General features: G+C 73.2%; 15 protein-coding genes and 1 riboswitch. Of the genes, 6 read left to right on the top strand and 9 right to left on the bottom strand.

Annotated elements, in window-relative coordinates:
* Positions 1-189 precede the first annotated feature (189 nt).
* From ACWC5C_RS30585 to ACWC5C_RS30575, 3 genes are all read left to right on the top strand, one after another.
* Complete coding sequence (locus tag ACWC5C_RS30585; protein WP_450880629.1) at positions 190-477, top strand: hypothetical protein; 288 nt, start codon at positions 190-192, stop codon at positions 475-477.
* Positions 478-551: 74 nt separating this feature from the next.
* Positions 552-659 (top strand): hypothetical protein, encoded by a 108-nt coding sequence (locus ACWC5C_RS30580; protein WP_450880627.1) that lies wholly within the window; start codon positions 552-554, stop codon positions 657-659.
* A 37-nt stretch (positions 660-696) separates the two neighbouring features.
* A complete protein-coding gene (locus tag ACWC5C_RS30575; protein WP_450880625.1) occupies positions 697-1191 on the top strand; it encodes a GNAT family N-acetyltransferase in 495 nt (164 codons plus the stop codon).
* Here ACWC5C_RS30575 and ACWC5C_RS30570 read toward each other — a convergent pair.
* The 3 genes from ACWC5C_RS30570 to ACWC5C_RS30560 are packed head-to-tail and all read right to left on the bottom strand — an operon-like array spanning position 1188 to position 4389.
* A complete protein-coding gene (locus ACWC5C_RS30570; protein ID WP_450880850.1) occupies positions 1188-2873 on the bottom strand; it encodes an FGGY-family carbohydrate kinase in 1686 nt (561 codons plus the stop codon). The two genes, ACWC5C_RS30575 and ACWC5C_RS30570, sit on opposite strands and share 4 nt — an antisense overlap.
* A 47-nt stretch (positions 2874-2920) precedes the next feature.
* The gene (locus tag ACWC5C_RS30565; protein WP_450880623.1) at positions 2921-3700 is read right to left on the bottom strand and encodes a DeoR/GlpR family DNA-binding transcription regulator; all 780 of its coding nucleotides are present in this window, start codon (positions 3698-3700) and stop codon (positions 2921-2923) included.
* Entirely contained in the window at positions 3697-4389 is a 693-nt protein-coding gene (locus ACWC5C_RS30560; RefSeq protein WP_450880621.1) for a histidine phosphatase family protein, read from the bottom strand. The genes ACWC5C_RS30565 and ACWC5C_RS30560 overlap by 4 nt, the downstream gene beginning before the upstream one ends.
* Positions 4390-4520: 131 nt before the next feature.
* On the opposite strand from ACWC5C_RS30560, the gene ACWC5C_RS30555 reads away from it, so the two are divergent.
* From ACWC5C_RS30555 to ACWC5C_RS30545, 3 genes are all read left to right on the top strand, one after another.
* On the top strand, positions 4521-5990 hold the full coding sequence (locus ACWC5C_RS30555) for an FGGY family carbohydrate kinase (RefSeq protein WP_450880848.1): 1470 nt from the start codon (positions 4521-4523) through the stop codon (positions 5988-5990).
* A 125-nt stretch (positions 5991-6115) separates the two neighbouring features.
* Positions 6116-6238, top strand: a riboswitch (cobalamin riboswitch).
* Positions 6239-6366: 128 nt separating this feature from the next.
* Positions 6367-8763, top strand: coding sequence for a ribonucleoside-diphosphate reductase subunit alpha (locus ACWC5C_RS30550; protein ID WP_450880619.1), 2397 nt, complete (start codon positions 6367-6369; stop codon positions 8761-8763).
* A gap of 17 nt (positions 8764-8780) precedes the next feature.
* On the top strand, positions 8781-9812 hold the full coding sequence (locus ACWC5C_RS30545) for a ribonucleotide-diphosphate reductase subunit beta (RefSeq protein WP_450880617.1): 1032 nt from the start codon (positions 8781-8783) through the stop codon (positions 9810-9812).
* A gap of 84 nt (positions 9813-9896) precedes the next feature.
* Here the strand turns inward: ACWC5C_RS30545 and def are convergent, their stop codons facing one another.
* The 6 genes from def to ACWC5C_RS30515 all read right to left on the bottom strand — a co-directional run bounded on the left by def (position 9897) and on the right by ACWC5C_RS30515 (position 16054).
* Entirely contained in the window at positions 9897-10529 is a 633-nt protein-coding gene (def, locus tag ACWC5C_RS30540; RefSeq protein ID WP_450880615.1) for a peptide deformylase, read from the bottom strand.
* A gap of 136 nt (positions 10530-10665) precedes the next feature.
* Entirely contained in the window at positions 10666-11652 is a 987-nt protein-coding gene (locus tag ACWC5C_RS30535) for a tetratricopeptide repeat protein (protein ID WP_385440491.1), read from the bottom strand.
* A gap of 287 nt (positions 11653-11939) precedes the next feature.
* A complete protein-coding gene (locus tag ACWC5C_RS30530) occupies positions 11940-13490 on the bottom strand; it encodes an HD-GYP domain-containing protein (RefSeq protein WP_450880613.1) in 1551 nt (516 codons plus the stop codon).
* Positions 13487-14866 carry an HD-GYP domain-containing protein gene (locus tag ACWC5C_RS30525; protein WP_450880611.1) on the bottom strand — a complete coding sequence of 460 codons (1380 nt, stop codon included), beginning with the start codon at positions 14864-14866 and terminating at the stop codon, positions 13487-13489. The genes ACWC5C_RS30530 and ACWC5C_RS30525 overlap by 4 nt, the downstream gene beginning before the upstream one ends.
* A 172-nt stretch (positions 14867-15038) precedes the next feature.
* Positions 15039-15365, bottom strand: coding sequence for a mycothiol system anti-sigma-R factor (rsrA, locus tag ACWC5C_RS30520; RefSeq protein WP_385440495.1), 327 nt, complete (start codon positions 15363-15365; stop codon positions 15039-15041).
* Complete coding sequence (locus tag ACWC5C_RS30515) at positions 15362-16054, bottom strand: sigma-70 family RNA polymerase sigma factor (protein WP_385440544.1); 693 nt, start codon at positions 16052-16054, stop codon at positions 15362-15364. The genes rsrA and ACWC5C_RS30515 overlap by 4 nt, the downstream gene beginning before the upstream one ends.
* Between the last annotated feature and the right edge of the window lie 200 nt (positions 16055-16254).

Raw genomic sequence — 16254 nt, 5'->3', positions numbered from 1 at the left:
CGTATCGCTCAAGACCTCAGAACACCCATCACTCGTTTGGCGCACACGGGCTCGCACGGTGGCGCATTCATATGACGAACGCTCGGCTATTCGGGGGAATCTTCTGACGGGGTATCGCCTGTTGGGGCCCATCGTGCTTGTAATAACTACATCGCACCGATAGGGATCGCACCGTTAGGGAACGATCCGATGAGCCTTGCAGCGTTCCTTCTCGCCCTCGGCGCCACCTGCCGCATCACCCGCTTCATCACCAAGGACACGCTGGCGGCGGGGTTCCGGACCCGGGTCGCCGACCGCTTCGGCGACGATTCCCCGGTCACCTATCTGGTCAACTGCGGCTGGTGCACCAGCACCTGGGTGGCCGGGGCCACGGCCTTCTACGCCTACCCGCTGGACACCACCGCGTGGTTCCAGCTCCCGGCCACCGCCCTGACGCTTTCCTATCTCGCCGGTGTGGCATCGCGGTGGCTGGACTGACGCGACGGAAAGGAAGAGCATCCATGGGCTGCAACTGCGGCGGTGCGTCACCGCCGAGAAGTGTCCTTTACCAATTGACGCTGCCGGACGGCACGGTCCGCCGCTACGTCACGTACCAGGAAGCCGAGGCGGCCAACAAGCGCGCCGGTTCCACCGGGGTGATCAGCACCGTCACCCGCTGACGGCCCGGTTGTCGGTGGCGTGCGGCAGACTGCGGACATGGATGTCACGATCAGACGCGCGCGGGACGAGGAACTGGACGACATCGGGGAGTTCACCGCGGCCGTGTACCTCGGCGACGGGCTGCTGGACTTCGGCGCCGAGGACCCGTATCTCGACGAGCTGCGCAACGCGCGGAGCCGGGCCGCCGAGTCCGAGGTCCTGGTCGCTGTGAGCGATGGCGTGGTGCTGGGCGCGCTGGCGTTCGCCGTGCACGGGGGGACGTACGCGGAGCTGGCCCGTCCGGACGAGAGCGAGTTCCGGATGCTCGCGGTGCGGCCCGAGGCGCGGCGGCGCGGGGCGGCCGAGGCGCTGGTGCGGGCCTGTATGGACCGGACGCGGGAGCTGGGGCTCGGGGGCATGGTCCTGTCCACCCACCCCAGGATGACCACCGCCCACCGGCTCTACCAGCGGCTGGGGTTCCGGCGCGCGCCGGAGCGGGACTGGGAGCCGGTCCCGGGCGTCACGCTGTGGGCGTTCACCGCGGAGATCTAGCGCGGCAGCCAGCCGCGCTCCCGCAGGGCCTCGGTGAACGTGGCGTACGAGGCGTCGAGCGCGGCGTGCTCGCGCGCGTCCGGTGCGACGTCCCGGCCCGGGCGGACCATCGCGGCGGCGCTCGCCGTGAGGTCGGGGTGGAGCGTCCCGGAGGCGGCCAACAGGGCGGCGCCGAAGGCCGTTTCGGCGTGCTCGGCGACGCGCAGGGGGCGGTGGAGCACGGTGGCGCGGATACGGGTCCACAGCGCGCTGCGGCTACCGCCGCCCGCGGCCCACAGCGGACCCTCGACCGCCACGCCCAGGTCTGCCGCCCGCTCCAGGGCGAGGCGTTCCAGGAAGGCCACGCCCTCCAGCGTGGCGCGGTGCCGGTCGGCGTCGTCGGCCGGAGTACCGAGGACGAAGCCCCGGGCCGCGCCGCTGACGAACGGGAAGCGCTCGCCCTCGCGGCACAGCGGATACGCGACCACGGAGGCCGGGCCCCGGTCCGCCGCGGCGCGGTCGAGCGCGGGCAGCCGGTCGGACGGGAGGTGCGCGAGGGCCTCGCCGCCGGTGTTGGAGGCGCCGCCCGGCAGCCACCAGCCGTCGGGGTGGCGGTGGCTGTAGAGCGCGCCGGAGGGGTCGGCGACCAGGTCCCGGGTGACGCCCTTGAGGACGTAGGTGGTGCCGAGGATCCCCACGAACTGCCCGGGCCGCACGGCCCCGGTGGCGAGCTGTCCGGCGCAGCCGTCGGTCATGCCGAGCCGGACCGCGCACCCGGTCGGCAGCCCGGTCTCCGCTGCGGCGTCCGCGCACACCGTGCCGACGGCGGTCGCCGGGGGCTGGACGGACGGCAGCCACCGGGCCGGTACGCCGAGCGCGTCGAAGACCTCGCCGGGCCACTCCCCGGCGCGCGCGTCGTAGCCGCTCTTGAGGGCGTGGGACCAGTCGGTGGCGACGGGCCCGCCGGTGAGCCGCCATCCGACGAGGTCGGGGGTGTGGAGCAGATGCCGACCCGGGCGCGCACCGGTTCCGCTTCCGGTCCGCCCGGTGGCGGGCGGACCGGAAGCGGGGGCCGGGCCACTGGGCGCCCCGGCGCCGGACACCGGGTCGCTGAGCGACGGGCCACCGGACACCGGACCACCGGGCGACGGGCCGTCGCCGGGTGCCGCATCCGGTGCCACCGGGCCGGTGTCCGCCCCCGGCGGGCGCGGCGCGGGGCCGCGTCCCGCTGCCGACCCTGTCGCCCCTGCCGTACCCCCCTCCCCACCCGCGAGCCAGGCGATGCGGCCGAGGGCGGCGGTCGGGGCGACCGACAGGCCGAGGGCCCGCCAGCGCTCGGCACCCGCCTCCTGGGCGCGGGCGTTGAGCCCGGCGGCGCGGCGGTCGTCGTACATCAGGGCGGGGCCGAGCGGTTCGCCCCGGCCGTCCGCGAGGACGATCGTGCCGGAGGTCGCGGCGACTGCCACCGCCACGACCTCCCGGCCACCCGCCGGAAGGGCCCCGGTGGCCTGGCGCAGGGCCGCCGCGACGGCGGGCCACCAGGCCGTGGCGTCCTGTTCGCTGCGTCCGCCCTCGCCCCGGCGCGGGGGCGGGAGTTGGGCGCCGCCCCGCGCCCGTACGCGCCCGTGTGCGTCCGTGCACACCACCCGCACGGCCGCCGTGGCGATGTCGATCCCCGCGACGACCTCGGCCCGGTCGGACATCACGCATCACGCCTCTCACATATCGCGTTAAGTTCACACTGGCGACGTTAAGAAAGACTGGGCGCGATCCTCACATCCGTGCGCTCCCGCCACTCCCCCACCAGCCGGGCGTCCGCCCCGCCGTCCACCACCAGATGGTCGAAGTCGGCCAGCGGGCGCAGCCGGTGGAGCGCCGTGCGCCGGGTCTTGGACGCGTCCATCAGCAGCACCGTGCGGGCGGCGGCGGCGAGCATGGCGCGCTTGACCAGCACCACGTCCTGCTCCTGGTGGTACGTGGTCGTCGCGTCCATGGCCGAGGTGCTGACCAGCGCCAGGTCCACCGAGAGCGCCCCGATCGCCTCCGCGCACGGCACGCCGAGGAAGGAGTCATGGGTGTGCGAGTACTCCCCACCGAGCCCGATCAGCCGGATCCGGGGCACCCCGGCGAAGACCTCGATCACCCGCCGGGCGTTGGTCACCACCGTCAGCGGGGCGGACTCCAGCAGCAGCCGGGCGAGTGCGAGGGCGGTCGTGGAGTCGTCCAGCATGACCGACATCCCGGGCTCGACCAGCTCCGCGGCGGTGGCGGCCACCGCCTCCTTCTCGGCCCGGTGGGCGCCCATCCGGTAGGCGAGGCTGGACTCGAAGACCGACGACGGCAGGGCCGAGACCCCGCCCCGGAACTTGCGCAGCACGCCGAGCCGGGCCAGCTCGTCCAGGTCCCGGTGCACGGTCATCAGGCTGACCCCGGTGAGGTCGGCCAGCTCGGCGGCGGTGGCGGTGGAGTGCGCGAGGACGTGTTCGGTGATGGCCTGTCTGCGGGCGTCCTGGGAGCGGGCGGTGGTCATGGGCGGGCCTCTCCCCTCATGCCGCCGGTCGGCACGCCGCCGGTCGGCACGCCGCCGGTCGGCACGTCACCCGTCGGCACACTGCCGGTCGGCACGTTCAGGGAGCGCAGCGCCGTGCGGTCGCCGTCGATCCCGATCTCGGTCACCGCCGCGTTGTCCAGCCGGGGGAAGACCGTGCGGTAGCGGCCCACGGGGAGGCCGAGCAGCGCGCACAGCGCCACCCGCAGCAGGCTGTTGTGCGCCACGACGAGCACCGTGCGGTCCGGATGCGCCTCGGCCAGCCGCCGCAGGGCGGCGACGGCCCGGGCGGCGGCGTCGCCGGGCCGCTCCGAGCCGGGGAACGCCCCGGCATTGGGGTCCTCCCGGAACGCCCGGACGGCCGCCGCGTCCTCCGCCTCCATCTCGGCGAGGGTGCGGCCCTCGCCCCAGCCGAAGTCCATCTCGCGCAGCTCCTCGATGACTTCGGGCACCAGGGACAGCGCGGTCGCGGCCGGTTCCGCGGTGTGCCGCGCCCGGCCGAGCGGGGAGCAGGCCACCGCGTCGATCCCACGGCCCCGCACCCAGTGGGCGAGGGCCCGCGCCTGCCCGTGGCCGCGCTCGGTGAGCGCGATGTCCGAGGTTCCGGCGTACCGGTTCTCCGCGTGCCACACGGTCTCCCCGTGGCGTACGAGCAGCAGTCGGGCGGTCATCCGGGGCTCCTCTGTGCGTCGGCCAGCCTGTGTGTCGGCCAGTGCCTGGACCATTGCCTCATCACGTCTCTGATGTTAAATCTAGCATCGCTTATGTGAAGGGACACCGAGGTTCCGGAGGGCAGCAGGCCATGCGCGCGATCATCGGAGTGGATGTCGGCACCTCGGTCACCAAGGCCGTGGCCTTCGGTCGCGACGGGACCGCCCTCGCCTCCGCCGCCCGCCCCAGCCGACTGGACCGGCTGCCCGGCGGCCGGGTCGAACAGGACCTGGAGGACGTGCTCCGCACGGTCGCCGAAGTGGTGCGCGAGGTCGCAGCCGCGCTCCCCGCGCCGCCCGCCGCGCTCGCGCTCACCGGTCAGGGCGACGGGCTGTGGCTGCGCGACGAGGCGGGCCGGGCGGTGCGTCCGCCGATCTCCTGGCTGGACGGCCGGGGAGGGGAGACCGTCGCCCGCTGGCGCGCCGACGGCACGCTCACCGCCCTCTACGCCCTCACCGGCTCCGGACTGTTCCCCGGCTGCCACGCCCCGCTGCTGCGCTGGCTGGCCGAGCACGAACCGGCGGCGCTGGAGCGGGCGTCGGTCGCGGGGTACTGCGTGGACGCGGTGGCCCAGCGGCTGACCGGTGTCATCACCGTGGACGCCTCGGACGCCTCCCTCCCGTTCCTCGATGTCACCACCCGTACGTATGTGCCCGCCGCCCTGGAGCTGTGCGGGGTGGGCGACCACGCCCGGCTGCTGCCGCCGCCCGCCGCGCCCGGCGCCGTCCTCGCGCTGGACGACGAGGGCGCCCGGCTGACCGGGCTGCCGCCCGGACTGCCCGTCGTCTCCGGCCCGTACGACCTTCCGGCGTGCGCCATCGGCAGCGGGGTGCGGGACGTGGGCGACGGGCTGCTCATCGTCGGCACCACGCTGGCCTGTCAGGTGCTCACCGACCGCGCCGTGGTGGACCCGGCCGCCGATCCGGCCGGAATGTGGCTATGCGTCCCGGACCCGGACCGCTGGCTGCGCGCGATGCCCGCGATGGTCGGCACCGCCGCCCTGCGCTGGGTGCTCGATCTCACAGGGACGACCACGGCCGAGCTGGACACCCTGCTCGGCCAGAGCCCGCCGGGCGCGGGCGGCGTGACCGCGCTGCCCTTCCTGTCCGGCGCCGGGGAGCGCGCCCCGTTCGTGGAGCCCGCCGCCCAGGGCCGGTTGGACGGCCTCGGCCTCGGCACCACCCGCGCCGACGCCGTACGGGCCGTCTGCGAGGCCGTCGCCTACGCGGCCCGCCACTGCCTGGAGGCGGCCGGGCTCTCGGGGCGGCTCGCGCTGTGCGGCGGGGGCGTGCGCTCCGCCGCGTGGACGGAGATTTTCGCGAATGTCATTGGTCACCCCGCGGCCGTCCCGGACGAGCCGGAAGTCGGCGCGCGCGGCGCGGCGGTGGTCGCCTGGCAATCACTCGGCGACCCCGTGGACGCCCCGCACTGGCGCTCCGCGTCCCGTACCGTCGAGCCCCGGGCGGAGCTTCGCGGCGCGTACGAGGAGGGCTACGCGGGCTACCGCGACCGCCTCGCCCGTGCCCTGGACGAATGGCGGACGAGCGGCCCGGCGAGCTAGTTTTCCCTGGGATTCCGGCGAGATTCCAGCGCGGCCAAAGCCTGACGCGACTAGCACATCTATGCGAATCCACCCAGCTGACGACACAACATCTGGGGGCGCGTGCGCAGCGCGACACAAGATGTATGCTCGTGCTCGCTGTCGCCGCAGGGGAATCCGGTGGGAATCCGGAACTGTCCCGCAACGGTGTACGTGTGCGCTTTTGCGTACCCGTGAGTCCGATGACCTGCCGACGGCCGTCTGCATACGTCCGGGCCTCGTGGGTTGGGTCGATGGACGCTGCGCGGTGTGCCCTGAAGCGGAATCGGCATGCCCGTAAGCGGCCATCGCGCACCGCCCCTCGCAGGCCCCCAGCCGAGCGAGGGAGAACACTTCAGTGACCATCGCGCCCGCCGATCCGGTTTCAGAGGCAGCGGACTCTATGGCAGCGGCCGACGCGCCCGGGACCGCCCTGCTGCGGACCCTGACGGCGCTCACCGCCGACCTGCCCGCCACCGACCCCGGCAGGGTCGCGGCCGCCGCCCTGCGCGGCCGCCATTCCGGTTCGGACGAGGCGGAGTTGCGTTCCCTGGCGACCGAGGCGGCGGCCGGGCTCATCGGCGAGGAGCCGGAGTACTCCAAGCTCGCCGCGCGGCTGCTGACCCGCGCGATCGCCGACGAGGCCGCCGGGCAGGGCGCGAACTCCTTCTCGGCCTCCGTCGCCGTGGGCCACCGCGAGGGCCTGATCGCCGACTCCACCGCCGAGTTCGCCACCACCCACGCCACCCGGCTGGACGCGCTGGTCGACCAGGCGCTGGCCGACGGCGCGGACGACCGCTTCGGCTACTTCGGGCTGCGCACCCTGCACAGCCGCTATCTGCTGCGGCACCCGATCACCCGTCAGGTGATCGAGACCCCGCAGCACTTCCTGCTGCGGGTGGCCTGCGGGCTCGCCGAGGACCCGTCGACACGGGCGCTGGCCGACGTGGCCGAGCTGTACCGGATGACCAGCACGCTGTCGTACCTGCCCAGCTCCCCCACGCTGTTCAACTCCGGCACCCGGCACCCCCAGATGTCCTCCTGCTACCTGCTGGACTCGCCGCTGGACGAGCTGGACTCGATCTACAACCGCTACCACCAGGTCGCGCGCCTCTCGAAGCACGCGGGCGGCATCGGTCTGTCGTACTCCCGCATCCGCGCCCGCGGTTCGCTGATCCGCGGCACCAACGGGCACTCCAACGGCATCGTGCCGTTCCTGCGCACGCTCGACGCCTCCGTGGCCGCCGTCAACCAGGGCGGCCGGCGCAAGGGCGCGGCCTGCGTCTACCTGGAGACCTGGCACGCGGACCTGGAGGAGTTCCTGGAGCTGCGGGACAACACGGGCGAAGAGGCCCGCCGCACCCACAACCTCAACATCGCGCACTGGATCCCGGACGAGTTCATGCGCCGGGTCGAGGCGGACGCCGACTGGTCGCTGTTCTCCCCGGCGGACGCGCCCGAGCTGGTCGACCTGTGGGGCGACGAGTTCGACGCCGCGTACCGGAAGGCCGAGGCCGAGGGGCGGGCGCTCAAGCAGGTCCCGGCGCGGCAGCTGTACTCCCGGATGATGCGCACCCTCGCGCAGACCGGCAACGGCTGGATGACGTTCAAGGACGCCGCCAACCGCACCGCCAACCAGACCGCAGAGCCGGGCAAGGTCGTCCACTCCTCCAACCTGTGCACCGAGATCCTGGAGGTCACCAACGACGGCGAGACGGCCGTCTGCAACCTCGGCTCGGTCAACCTCGCCGCCCACCTCGGTGAGGACGGGGAGATGGACTGGGAGCGGCTGGACCGCACCGTCCGCACCGCCGTGACCTTCCTCGACCGCGTGGTGGACATCAACTTCTACCCGACGGACGAGGCCGGGGCCTCCAACTCCCGCTGGCGTCCGGTCGGGCTCGGTCTGATGGGCCTCCAGGACGTCTTCTTCCGGCTGCGGCTGCCGTTCGACTCGCCCGAGGCGAAGGCGCTCTCCACGCGGATCTCCGAGCGCATCATGCTCGCCGCGTACGAGGCGTCCTGCGACCTCGCCGAGCGCCACGGCCCGCACCCGGCCTGGGCCGAGACCCGCACCGCGCGCGGCGTCCTCCACCCGGACCACTACGCCGACGCGCAGACCACCTGGCCCGAGCGCTGGGAGGCGCTGCGGCAGCGGATGACGGTGACCGGCATGCGGAACTCGCTGCTGCTGGCGATCGCGCCGACCGCCACCATCGCCTCCATCGCGGGCGTGTACGAGTGCATCGAGCCGCAGGTCTCCAACCTGTTCAAGCGCGAGACGCTCAGCGGTGAGTTCCTCCAGGTCAACAACTACCTGGTGAACGACCTGAAGAAGCTCGGCGTCTGGGACGCCCAGACCCGCGACGCGCTGCGCGAGGCCAACGGCTCGGTCCAGGACCTCTCCTGGGTGCCCGCCGACGTACGCGACCTGTACCGGACCGCGTGGGAGGTCCCGCAGCGCGCGCTGATCGACATGGCGGCGGCCCGTACGCCGTACCTCGACCAGAGCCAGTCGCTGAACCTCTTCATGGCCGCGCCGACCATCGGCAAGCTCAGCTCGATGTACGCGTACGCCTGGAAGCGCGGCATCAAGACCACCTACTACCTGCGCTCCCGCCCGGCGACCCGGATCGCCCAGAGCGCCCGCGGTGGCGCCGCCACGGCCGCCGTCCCCGCGCAGGCGACGCCCGCCGAGGCCGACGCGGTCGCCTGCTCCCTGGAAAACCCCGAGTCCTGCGAGGCCTGCCAGTAATGCCCACCGCATCCGAGATGACCACCGCGAACACCGCGACGGACAGCACCAAGAACCTGCTCGACCCCGGGTTCGAGCTGACCCTGCGGCCGATGCGGTACCCGCAGTTCTACGACCGCTACCGGGACGCGATCAAGAACACCTGGACCGTGGAAGAGGTCGACCTCCACTCGGACGTCGCCGACCTCGCCAAGCTCTCCCCCGGTGAGCAGCACATGATCAGCCGACTGGTGGCGTTCTTCGCGACCGGCGACTCGATCGTGTCCAACAACCTGGTGCTGACGCTCTACAAGCACATCAACTCCCCCGAAGCGCGGCTGTACCTGTCGCGGCAGCTCTTCGAGGAGGCCGTGCACGTCCAGTTCTATCTGACCCTGCTGGACACCTACCTGCCCGACCCGGACGACCGGGCGGCGTCCTTCGCGGCGGTCGAGAACATCCCCTCCATCCGCGAGAAGGCGGAGTTCTGCTTCCGCTGGATGGACTCGGTGGAGAAGATCGACCGGCTGGAGTCCAAGTCCGACCGGCGCCGCTTCCTGCTCAACCTGATCTGCTTCGCGGCGTGCATCGAGGGCCTGTTCTTCTACGGCGCCTTCGCCTACGTCTACTGGTTCCGCTCGCGCGGCCTCCTGCACGGCCTGGCGACCGGCACCAACTGGGTCTTCCGCGACGAGTCCATGCACATGGAGTTCGCCTTCTCGGTCGTGGACACCGTCCGCGAGGAAGAGCCCGACCTCTTCGACGACGAGCTGGAGCAGCAGGTCATCGACATGCTGAAGGAGGCCGTCGAGGCGGAACTCCAGTTCGCCCACGACCTGTGCGGCGACGGCCTGCCCGGCATGAACACCGCGTCGATGCGCGAGTACCTGCAGTGCGTGGCCGACCAGCGCCTGAAGCGCCTCGGCTTCCCGGCGGTCTTCGGCTCCGAGAACCCGTTCTCCTTCATGGAGCTGCAGGACGTCCAGGAGCTGACCAACTTCTTCGAACGCCGCGCCTCGGCCTACCAGGTGGCGGTAGAGGGCTCGGTCTCCTTCGACGACGACTTCTGAGCCTCCGCGTCTCGCGAACACAGCACAGGGCCGGACTCCCCGAGAGGGGTGTCCGGCCCTGTGCCGTGCTGTACGGAGGTGCGCTCAGTCGTTCGGGACCGTCTCGTAGCGGGCGGTGCCCTCTGCCATCTGCCGGAGCACGTCCTTGCGGTCGCGCTTGGAGAGGCGGTCGATGTAGAGGTAGCCGTGGAGGTGGTCGGTCTCGTGCTGGAGGCAGCGGGCGAAGTAGCCGGTGCCGCGGACCGCGATCGGGTTGCCCTCGGCGTCCTGGCCGCGGACCACCGCGTAGTCCGGGCGGGCCAGCTCGCAGTAGGCGGTGGGGACCGACAGGCAGCCCTCGTTGGAGTCGTCCAGGACGCGGCGGTCGGCGGGCAGCTCCTCCACGACCGGGTTGCAGACCACGCCGACGTGGCGTACGCCCTCGTCGTCCAGGCAGTCGTAGACGAAGACCTTCAGATCGACGCCGATCTGGTTGGCGGCCAGGCCGACGCCCTCCGCCGCGCGCTGGCTGGCGAACATGTCGTCGATCAGCGCCGCGAGCTTGTCGTCGAAGGCGGTGACGTCCTGGCACTCCTTGTGGAGCACCGGATTGCCGACGACGGTGATCGGGCGGGCGGTGCCGCGCTCGCGGTACGCCTGCTCGCGCTCCTCGCAGTCCTCCGTGTCCACGACGAACTCGTCGTCCACCTGCTGCTTCGTGGTCCCTTGCTGCGACATCGTCCGCCGTACGCCTTCCTTCAACCCTGATGCGTCGCCCTACAGGGTACGGCCCGCCCGGAGGGCCGGGGGATCAGCGGCCCTTCCGGGGCCTTTCCGGGGCCTCCCGGGGCCTTTCCGGGGCCTTTCCGGGCGTTCAGCAGACCTCTTCCAGGTCCCGCCACTCCCGGGTGTCCGGGCTGTCGGCGACCCAGCCGTCCAGCAGCCCCCGCACCAGCCCGCTGGGCGCCGCGATGCCGCATTCGCGCTCGGCGACCCACAGGGAGCCCGAGCCCGCCGTACGGTGCCCCAGCGGGCCGGGGTGGCCGGGCTCGCTGTGGTCGTGCGGGTCCAGGTGTTCGCCCTCGCCCTCGTCGCTCGGCATGCGGCTCTCCGAACAGGAGCGGCACAGCAGCCGCACCGACGACGACCAGTCCTCGGCGGCGAAGCCCGCGTCCGCCGCGAGCCGCTCCAGGGCGTCCCGGTCGGCCTCGGTGGCCGCCTCCAGCAGCACCACCCAGGTCGGTACCGGGGACGGCGCCCACAGCTCGATCTCGTCGAAGACGGGGTAGGCCGGGCCCGCGGAGGTCACCCGCTCACCGTGCGGGACGCCGTCGTGCAGCACCACCTCGCCCCAGCGCCGCCCGGAGGACGGCAGCGGGATCGACAGCACCTCGATGCGGGCCGGGTCCAGGCGGCGGCCCCACACCACTTCGGCCTCGCCCTCCGGCGACAGCCGCACCGCCGCGCTGCCCAGCTCCATGCCGAGCGGCTCACCGGACGCGGAGGCCTCGCCGGGCACCTTCAGCCCGTACGCCTGCCAGGCGCGGCGGGCCAGCGGCCAGTCCTGGAGGGCGGTCGCGGCGATGCCCACGTTCCACCAGTCGGGGGCGCCCGCCTCGCGGTCCAGCAGCGCGACCGCGCGCAGCCCGGCGGCCCGGGCCTGCTCCCAGTCGTGCCGGAACTTGTGCAGCAGCGCGAGGTTGAACCAGGACTCCGACAGCCACGGCTCCAGGTCGGCGGCGCGGGTCAGCAGCGCGCCCGCGTCCTCGTACCGGCCGTCGCCGATGAGCGTGAACGCACGGTCCGTGGCCTGCCGCCATGAGGCGGACGGCCGGTGCCGTACCTTGCCGAAGATCTTCACGATTCCCGCCTGCCGGTATCGAAGTAGTCCCGTACCAGAGCCTTACGCGGACGGCGTCGCCCTCCCTGGAAGACAACCTGCCACACATCCGCGGACATCTCAGCCCAGCCCCTCACCCTTCGGCCGGGAGACGATGCCCACCTCACCTCCTTGCCACCGGCCATCGGCCCGACACCCCTCTCTCGCATCCAACCATGCCTCTTGGGAGACCCGCTCATTACCCGCGAGTTCCTAGTTACTCACCGAGTTGCCCGCCCTGTTCCCCGGCGGATGACTCGGCGAATTCCTCACCGGGGGCGGTCGTACGCCGGGCGGGACAGCACCGTCGCCAGCGCTTCGACCACCGCCGGATCGAAATCCCGCGCGGTGGCCAGCCGCAGCCGCTCCAGGGCGCGCAGCGGGGCCGCACCCCGCTCCGCGGCGGGCTGTCCGGCGGCCTGTCCCGCGCCCGCCGGGCCGCCCGCCGCCTCGGTGTACGCGTTCACCGCGCGCACGATACGCGCGGACAGCGGCTGTTCGCGGTACGGGGCCGCCTGCCGTTCGACGATCTGCGCGACCTCCGCGGGCACCCCCGTCTGCCGTACCACGGCACCCCCCAGCAGCGCGATCCGGCGCTGCTCGGCGCGGGGCAGCGGCTCGGTCGCCCCGGCCGGGACCGGATCCACCAGGGACAGCTGCCCGATGTCGTGCATCAGCGCCGCGTATTCCAGCACAGTCAGGGCGGGCTCGGAAAGCCCCAGCTCACGGCCGACCGCCCGGCTGAGCCCGGCCACCTTGCGGGCATGGCCGACCGGGGTGTATCCGGCGATCTCGGTCGAACGGGCCAGGGAGGCGATGGTCTGGCGGCAGGTCGCCCGGATCGCGGCGTAGCGGCGGAACGAGTACTGGATCAGCAGCGGCGGCAGCGCCAGCACCGGCAGCGCCCACAGCCCGGCGACCGCCACCGTGAGCGCCATCACCACCCCGGTCGCGCAGATCGCCGACCCTATGCCGCCGAGCGCCCGCAGCTCGTCGCGGAGCAGCGGCCCGTACGGCCACCCGGTGCGGGCGCGGGCCAGGGCGGCCGCGAGCACCACGTCGCACAGCGCGGTCAGGGCCAGTACGCCCAGCAAGTAGCCGACGAGGGCGGGACCGTGCCCCAGCCAGGAGCCCAACCGGCCGGTGTGGTGCAACGGTTGGAAACAGGTCGCCGCGAACCCCACGGTGAGCACGCGGCGGGCGGTGTGGCCCGGGTCGGCCGGGCGCCCGAGCGCCATGCGCGGCACTAGGCCCGTCAGGGACGCCGCCACGACGACGGTGACGACCTGGAGCACCCCATGGCTGGTGGGCTCCCCGCCCAGATGCCCCAGCAGGGCGTACCCGAGGGCGCCCGCGGCGGCGAGGGGCGCCGGCTCGCCGCGCTGCTCGTGCGCCCCGCTCGCGCGCGGGAGCGCGGCCGGGGCGTCACAGCACCGGATGGCTTCCCCGACGGCGATGAGCAGCCCGAAGGCGAGCGCCGCCCCCGGCTCGCGTATGCCGTGCCACTCCGTCCAGGCGAGCGCCACCACGGCGAGCACCCCGGCGGCCCCGTACACCGCCCCGAGCACCCCCCGGCCACCCCGCCGCCGCACCGGCCCCGGGCCCCCGGCCCGCGTCCCCCGCGCCCGCCGGACCGCGCGCTCGTGCGCCGCCGCAAGCCGCCCGAGCCCGCCGGAGAAGCCGTCAGGACGGCGGGGCCCGGCCACGCCCCCGCCCGCCCGCTTCGCGGCCCACGCCGCCGCGTTCCGGTCCCGGTCCGGGCCAGGGCGCGGGCCTTCGCCGTGGAAGCCGGGGGCGCCGCCGCTCTCGGCGGGGGTCATGCGGGGTCGCCGGGGTCGGTGGAGTGTGCGGGTGGGGCCGCGGCGCGTACGAGGGGGGCGGGGGACGGCGGGACGTTTCCGCGCTCGTCGGCGGCGTCCGCGCGGGCGTCCGCGGTGACCGCCGCGTGCCAGCCGTGGCGGTCCAGGGCGCGGGCCAGGGCGCGCACCATGCGGGGGTCGAACTGGGAGCCCGCGCACCGCTTCAGCTCCTTGACCGCCGTCTCCACCGGCCGGGCCCTGCTGTACGTACGCGTCGAGGTCATCGCGTCGAAGGCGTCCGCGACCGCCACCACCCGCGCGAACTCCGGGATCTGCGCACCGGCGAGACCGTACGGATAGCCGCTGCCGTCCAGCCGCTCGTGGTGATGGAGGATGGCCGTCCGCGCCTCGCCCAGGAAGCGGATGCCGCGCACCATCTCGTGGCCGTATTCGGGGTGCAGCTCGATGACGCGGCGCTCCTCGGGGGTCAGCGGGCCGTTCTTGCGCAGCAGCCGGGTGGGGACGCCGAGCTTGCCCACGTCGTGCAGGATGCCCGCGATGCGCAGGGCCTCCAGCCGGTCGCCGCTCATGCCCAGCTCGCGGGCGATCATCACGGAGGCGCGGCCGACCCGTTCGCTGTGGCCCCGGGTGTAGCGGTCCTTGATGTCGACCGCCTGGACGAGGGCGCGGATGGTGGCCTGGTGGGCGGCGCGCTCGCGGTGACAGAGCGCGAAGACGCAGGCGCAGACGTACATCGGCAGCAGCACCAGCAGGGCCGCCGCCGGGCCGTACGGGCTGGTCCACAGCACCGCCATGGCGAGCCCGCCGGGCCCGTGGACCAGCTGGGGCGCCAGCGCGCTCAGGTGCCGTCCGCGCCAGGCGGCCCGGGCCGAACGGCGCTCGGCGAGGACCAGCACCGCGCCCTCCAGCGCGACGGTGACCAGCCCCAGCACGAGCCCGGCGGCCGGTGCGGCGGCCAGGGCGCGCGGAAAACCGGGCACACCGGGGTTCTCGGCGGCGCGCAGGGCGGAGGGGCCACTGAGGGCCCGGAAGGCGTACGCGGCGGCCCAGACGGCCAGTGAGAGCTGCGCGGCCCGCCAGGCGCGCCGCACCGGCGCGGGGTCCCGCTCGACCCGGCCCAGCAGCGCCCCGGGCACCGCGACAAGCGCCGCGGCGGCGGGCGGCAGCAGAAAAGCCCCGGCCAGAAGGACGGGGCTGCACCATTCGGGGGACGGGGCCCGCACCGTGCGCGACCCCACCGCGTACACCGCGGCGAGCAGGATCACCGTGGCCCACGGGACGGCCGTCTGGGGCCTCAGCACCGGGGCGGCACACAGCGCCCCGGCGAGCACGGCGCTCACCACATAGGCGCGCGCGACGAGAGGAAGTGACCGCAACGACCGCCCTCCTCCCCATCCGCATCCGGATCGCCGCCTCCGTCAGGGGCGGGTCAGATTGGGGAGAATAGGGCCGCATGCGGCGGGCGGGACCGGATGGTCCACCCGATTGCACCCCTTCGGGTGATGATCGGACCGCTTCGGTGAACACCGTGTGCGGCCCGGGGGCGGCTCACTCCTGGGCGGACGCCTCGCCGGTCGTGTCCACGGCCTCCGTGGTCAGCTCACGCTCGGGCACCGCGTGCCCGGAGCGGATCAGCTCGATGCGGCCCATGACCTTCGAACGGAGGTCGGTGGGCACGTCGTCATGCCCGCAGCACCGCTTGACCAGCTTCTTCACGGCCTGCTCCAGGCCGTACTTCTCCAGGCAGGGGGAGCACTCGTCGAAGTGCACCTCGAACTTGGCGCAGTCCCCGTCAGGCATCTCGCGATCGAGGAACTCGTAGAGATGGTCGAGGACCTCGGAGCAGTCCGTCTCGTGCGGCTCTCCGCAGCTCATGAGTCCGCGCCTTTCCGATCGTGCGACTCGTCCGCCGCGGCACCGGACGCGCCCGCCGGGACGAGCCCGCGCCCACGGGCGTAGTCCTCCAGCAGACCGCGCAGCTGGCGGCGCCCACGGTGCAGGCGGGACATCACCGTACCGATGGGTGTCCCCATGATGTCGGCGATCTCCTTGTACGCAAACCCCTCGACATCGGCGAGGTAGACCGCGATCCGGAACTCCTCGGGAATGGCCTGAAGGGCCTCCTTGACATCCGAATCCGGCAGGTGATCCAGGGCCTGGGACTCGGCGGACCGCAGACCGGTCGACATGTGCGACTCGGCGCGCGCGAGCTGCCAGTCCTCGATCTCCTCGGCCGCACTGCGCTGGGGCTCGCGCTGCTTCTTGCGGTACGAGTTGATGAACGTATTGGTCAGGATGCGGTACAGCCACGCCTTGAGGTTGGTGCCCTCGCGGAATTGGTGGAAGGACCCGTACGCCTTCGCGTACGTCTCCTGCACGAGGTCCTCTGCGTCGGCCGGATTACGGGTCATGCGCAGCGCGGCGGAGTACATCTGGTCGAGGTACGTCAGGGCGTCCCGCTCGAAGCGCGCGTTGCGCTCCGCGGACGTCTCCTGCCGCTGCTCGTCCCGCGCTCCCTCGATGACGCCGTCGGTCTCTGCGTCGGTCCCAGTGACCTGACCCACCTCCTCCGTATTCGCGGCGGTACCCGATGCGGACCCGCTCGAATCGGAGAATAGACGACGATCCGGTCCGCCCGCCGCCTCGATCTTCGCGGTCTGCTCCGCTTCCAGCTGACGCCAGTCCAGGTCAGCGGCGTGCGGGCGGGCCGGGCAAGCAAGCGAACCCATGCGGGGAACTCCCTCTCCTCGTGCTGGTGCCTCTT

Source organism: Streptomyces sp. NPDC001700, assembly GCF_053596435.1.
Note: the sequence above shows the minus strand (reverse complement) of the source record. Positions and strands in the feature narration are given on the sequence as shown.

Excerpts from the sequence above, each read along its gene's own strand:
- ACWC5C_RS30585 (WP_450880629.1), top strand. The coding sequence starts at position 190 with ATGAGCCTTGCAGCGTTCCTTCTCGCCCTCGGCGCCACCTGCCGCATC.
- ACWC5C_RS30575 (WP_450880625.1), top strand. The coding sequence starts at position 697 with ATGGATGTCACGATCAGACGCGCGCGGGACGAGGAACTGGACGACATC.
- ACWC5C_RS30570 (WP_450880850.1), bottom strand. The coding sequence starts at position 2,873 with ATGTCCGACCGGGCCGAGGTCGTCGCGGGGATCGACATCGCCACGGCG.
- ACWC5C_RS30565 (WP_450880623.1), bottom strand. The coding sequence starts at position 3,700 with ATGACCACCGCCCGCTCCCAGGACGCCCGCAGACAGGCCATCACCGAA.
- ACWC5C_RS30560 (WP_450880621.1), bottom strand. The coding sequence starts at position 4,389 with ATGACCGCCCGACTGCTGCTCGTACGCCACGGGGAGACCGTGTGGCAC.
- ACWC5C_RS30555 (WP_450880848.1), top strand. The coding sequence starts at position 4,521 with ATGCGCGCGATCATCGGAGTGGATGTCGGCACCTCGGTCACCAAGGCC.
- ACWC5C_RS30545 (WP_450880617.1), top strand. The coding sequence starts at position 8,781 with ATGACCACCGCGAACACCGCGACGGACAGCACCAAGAACCTGCTCGAC.
- def (WP_450880615.1), bottom strand. The coding sequence starts at position 10,529 with ATGTCGCAGCAAGGGACCACGAAGCAGCAGGTGGACGACGAGTTCGTC.
- ACWC5C_RS30530 (WP_450880613.1), bottom strand. The coding sequence starts at position 13,490 with ATGACCCCCGCCGAGAGCGGCGGCGCCCCCGGCTTCCACGGCGAAGGC.
- rsrA (WP_385440495.1), bottom strand. The coding sequence starts at position 15,365 with ATGAGCTGCGGAGAGCCGCACGAGACGGACTGCTCCGAGGTCCTCGAC.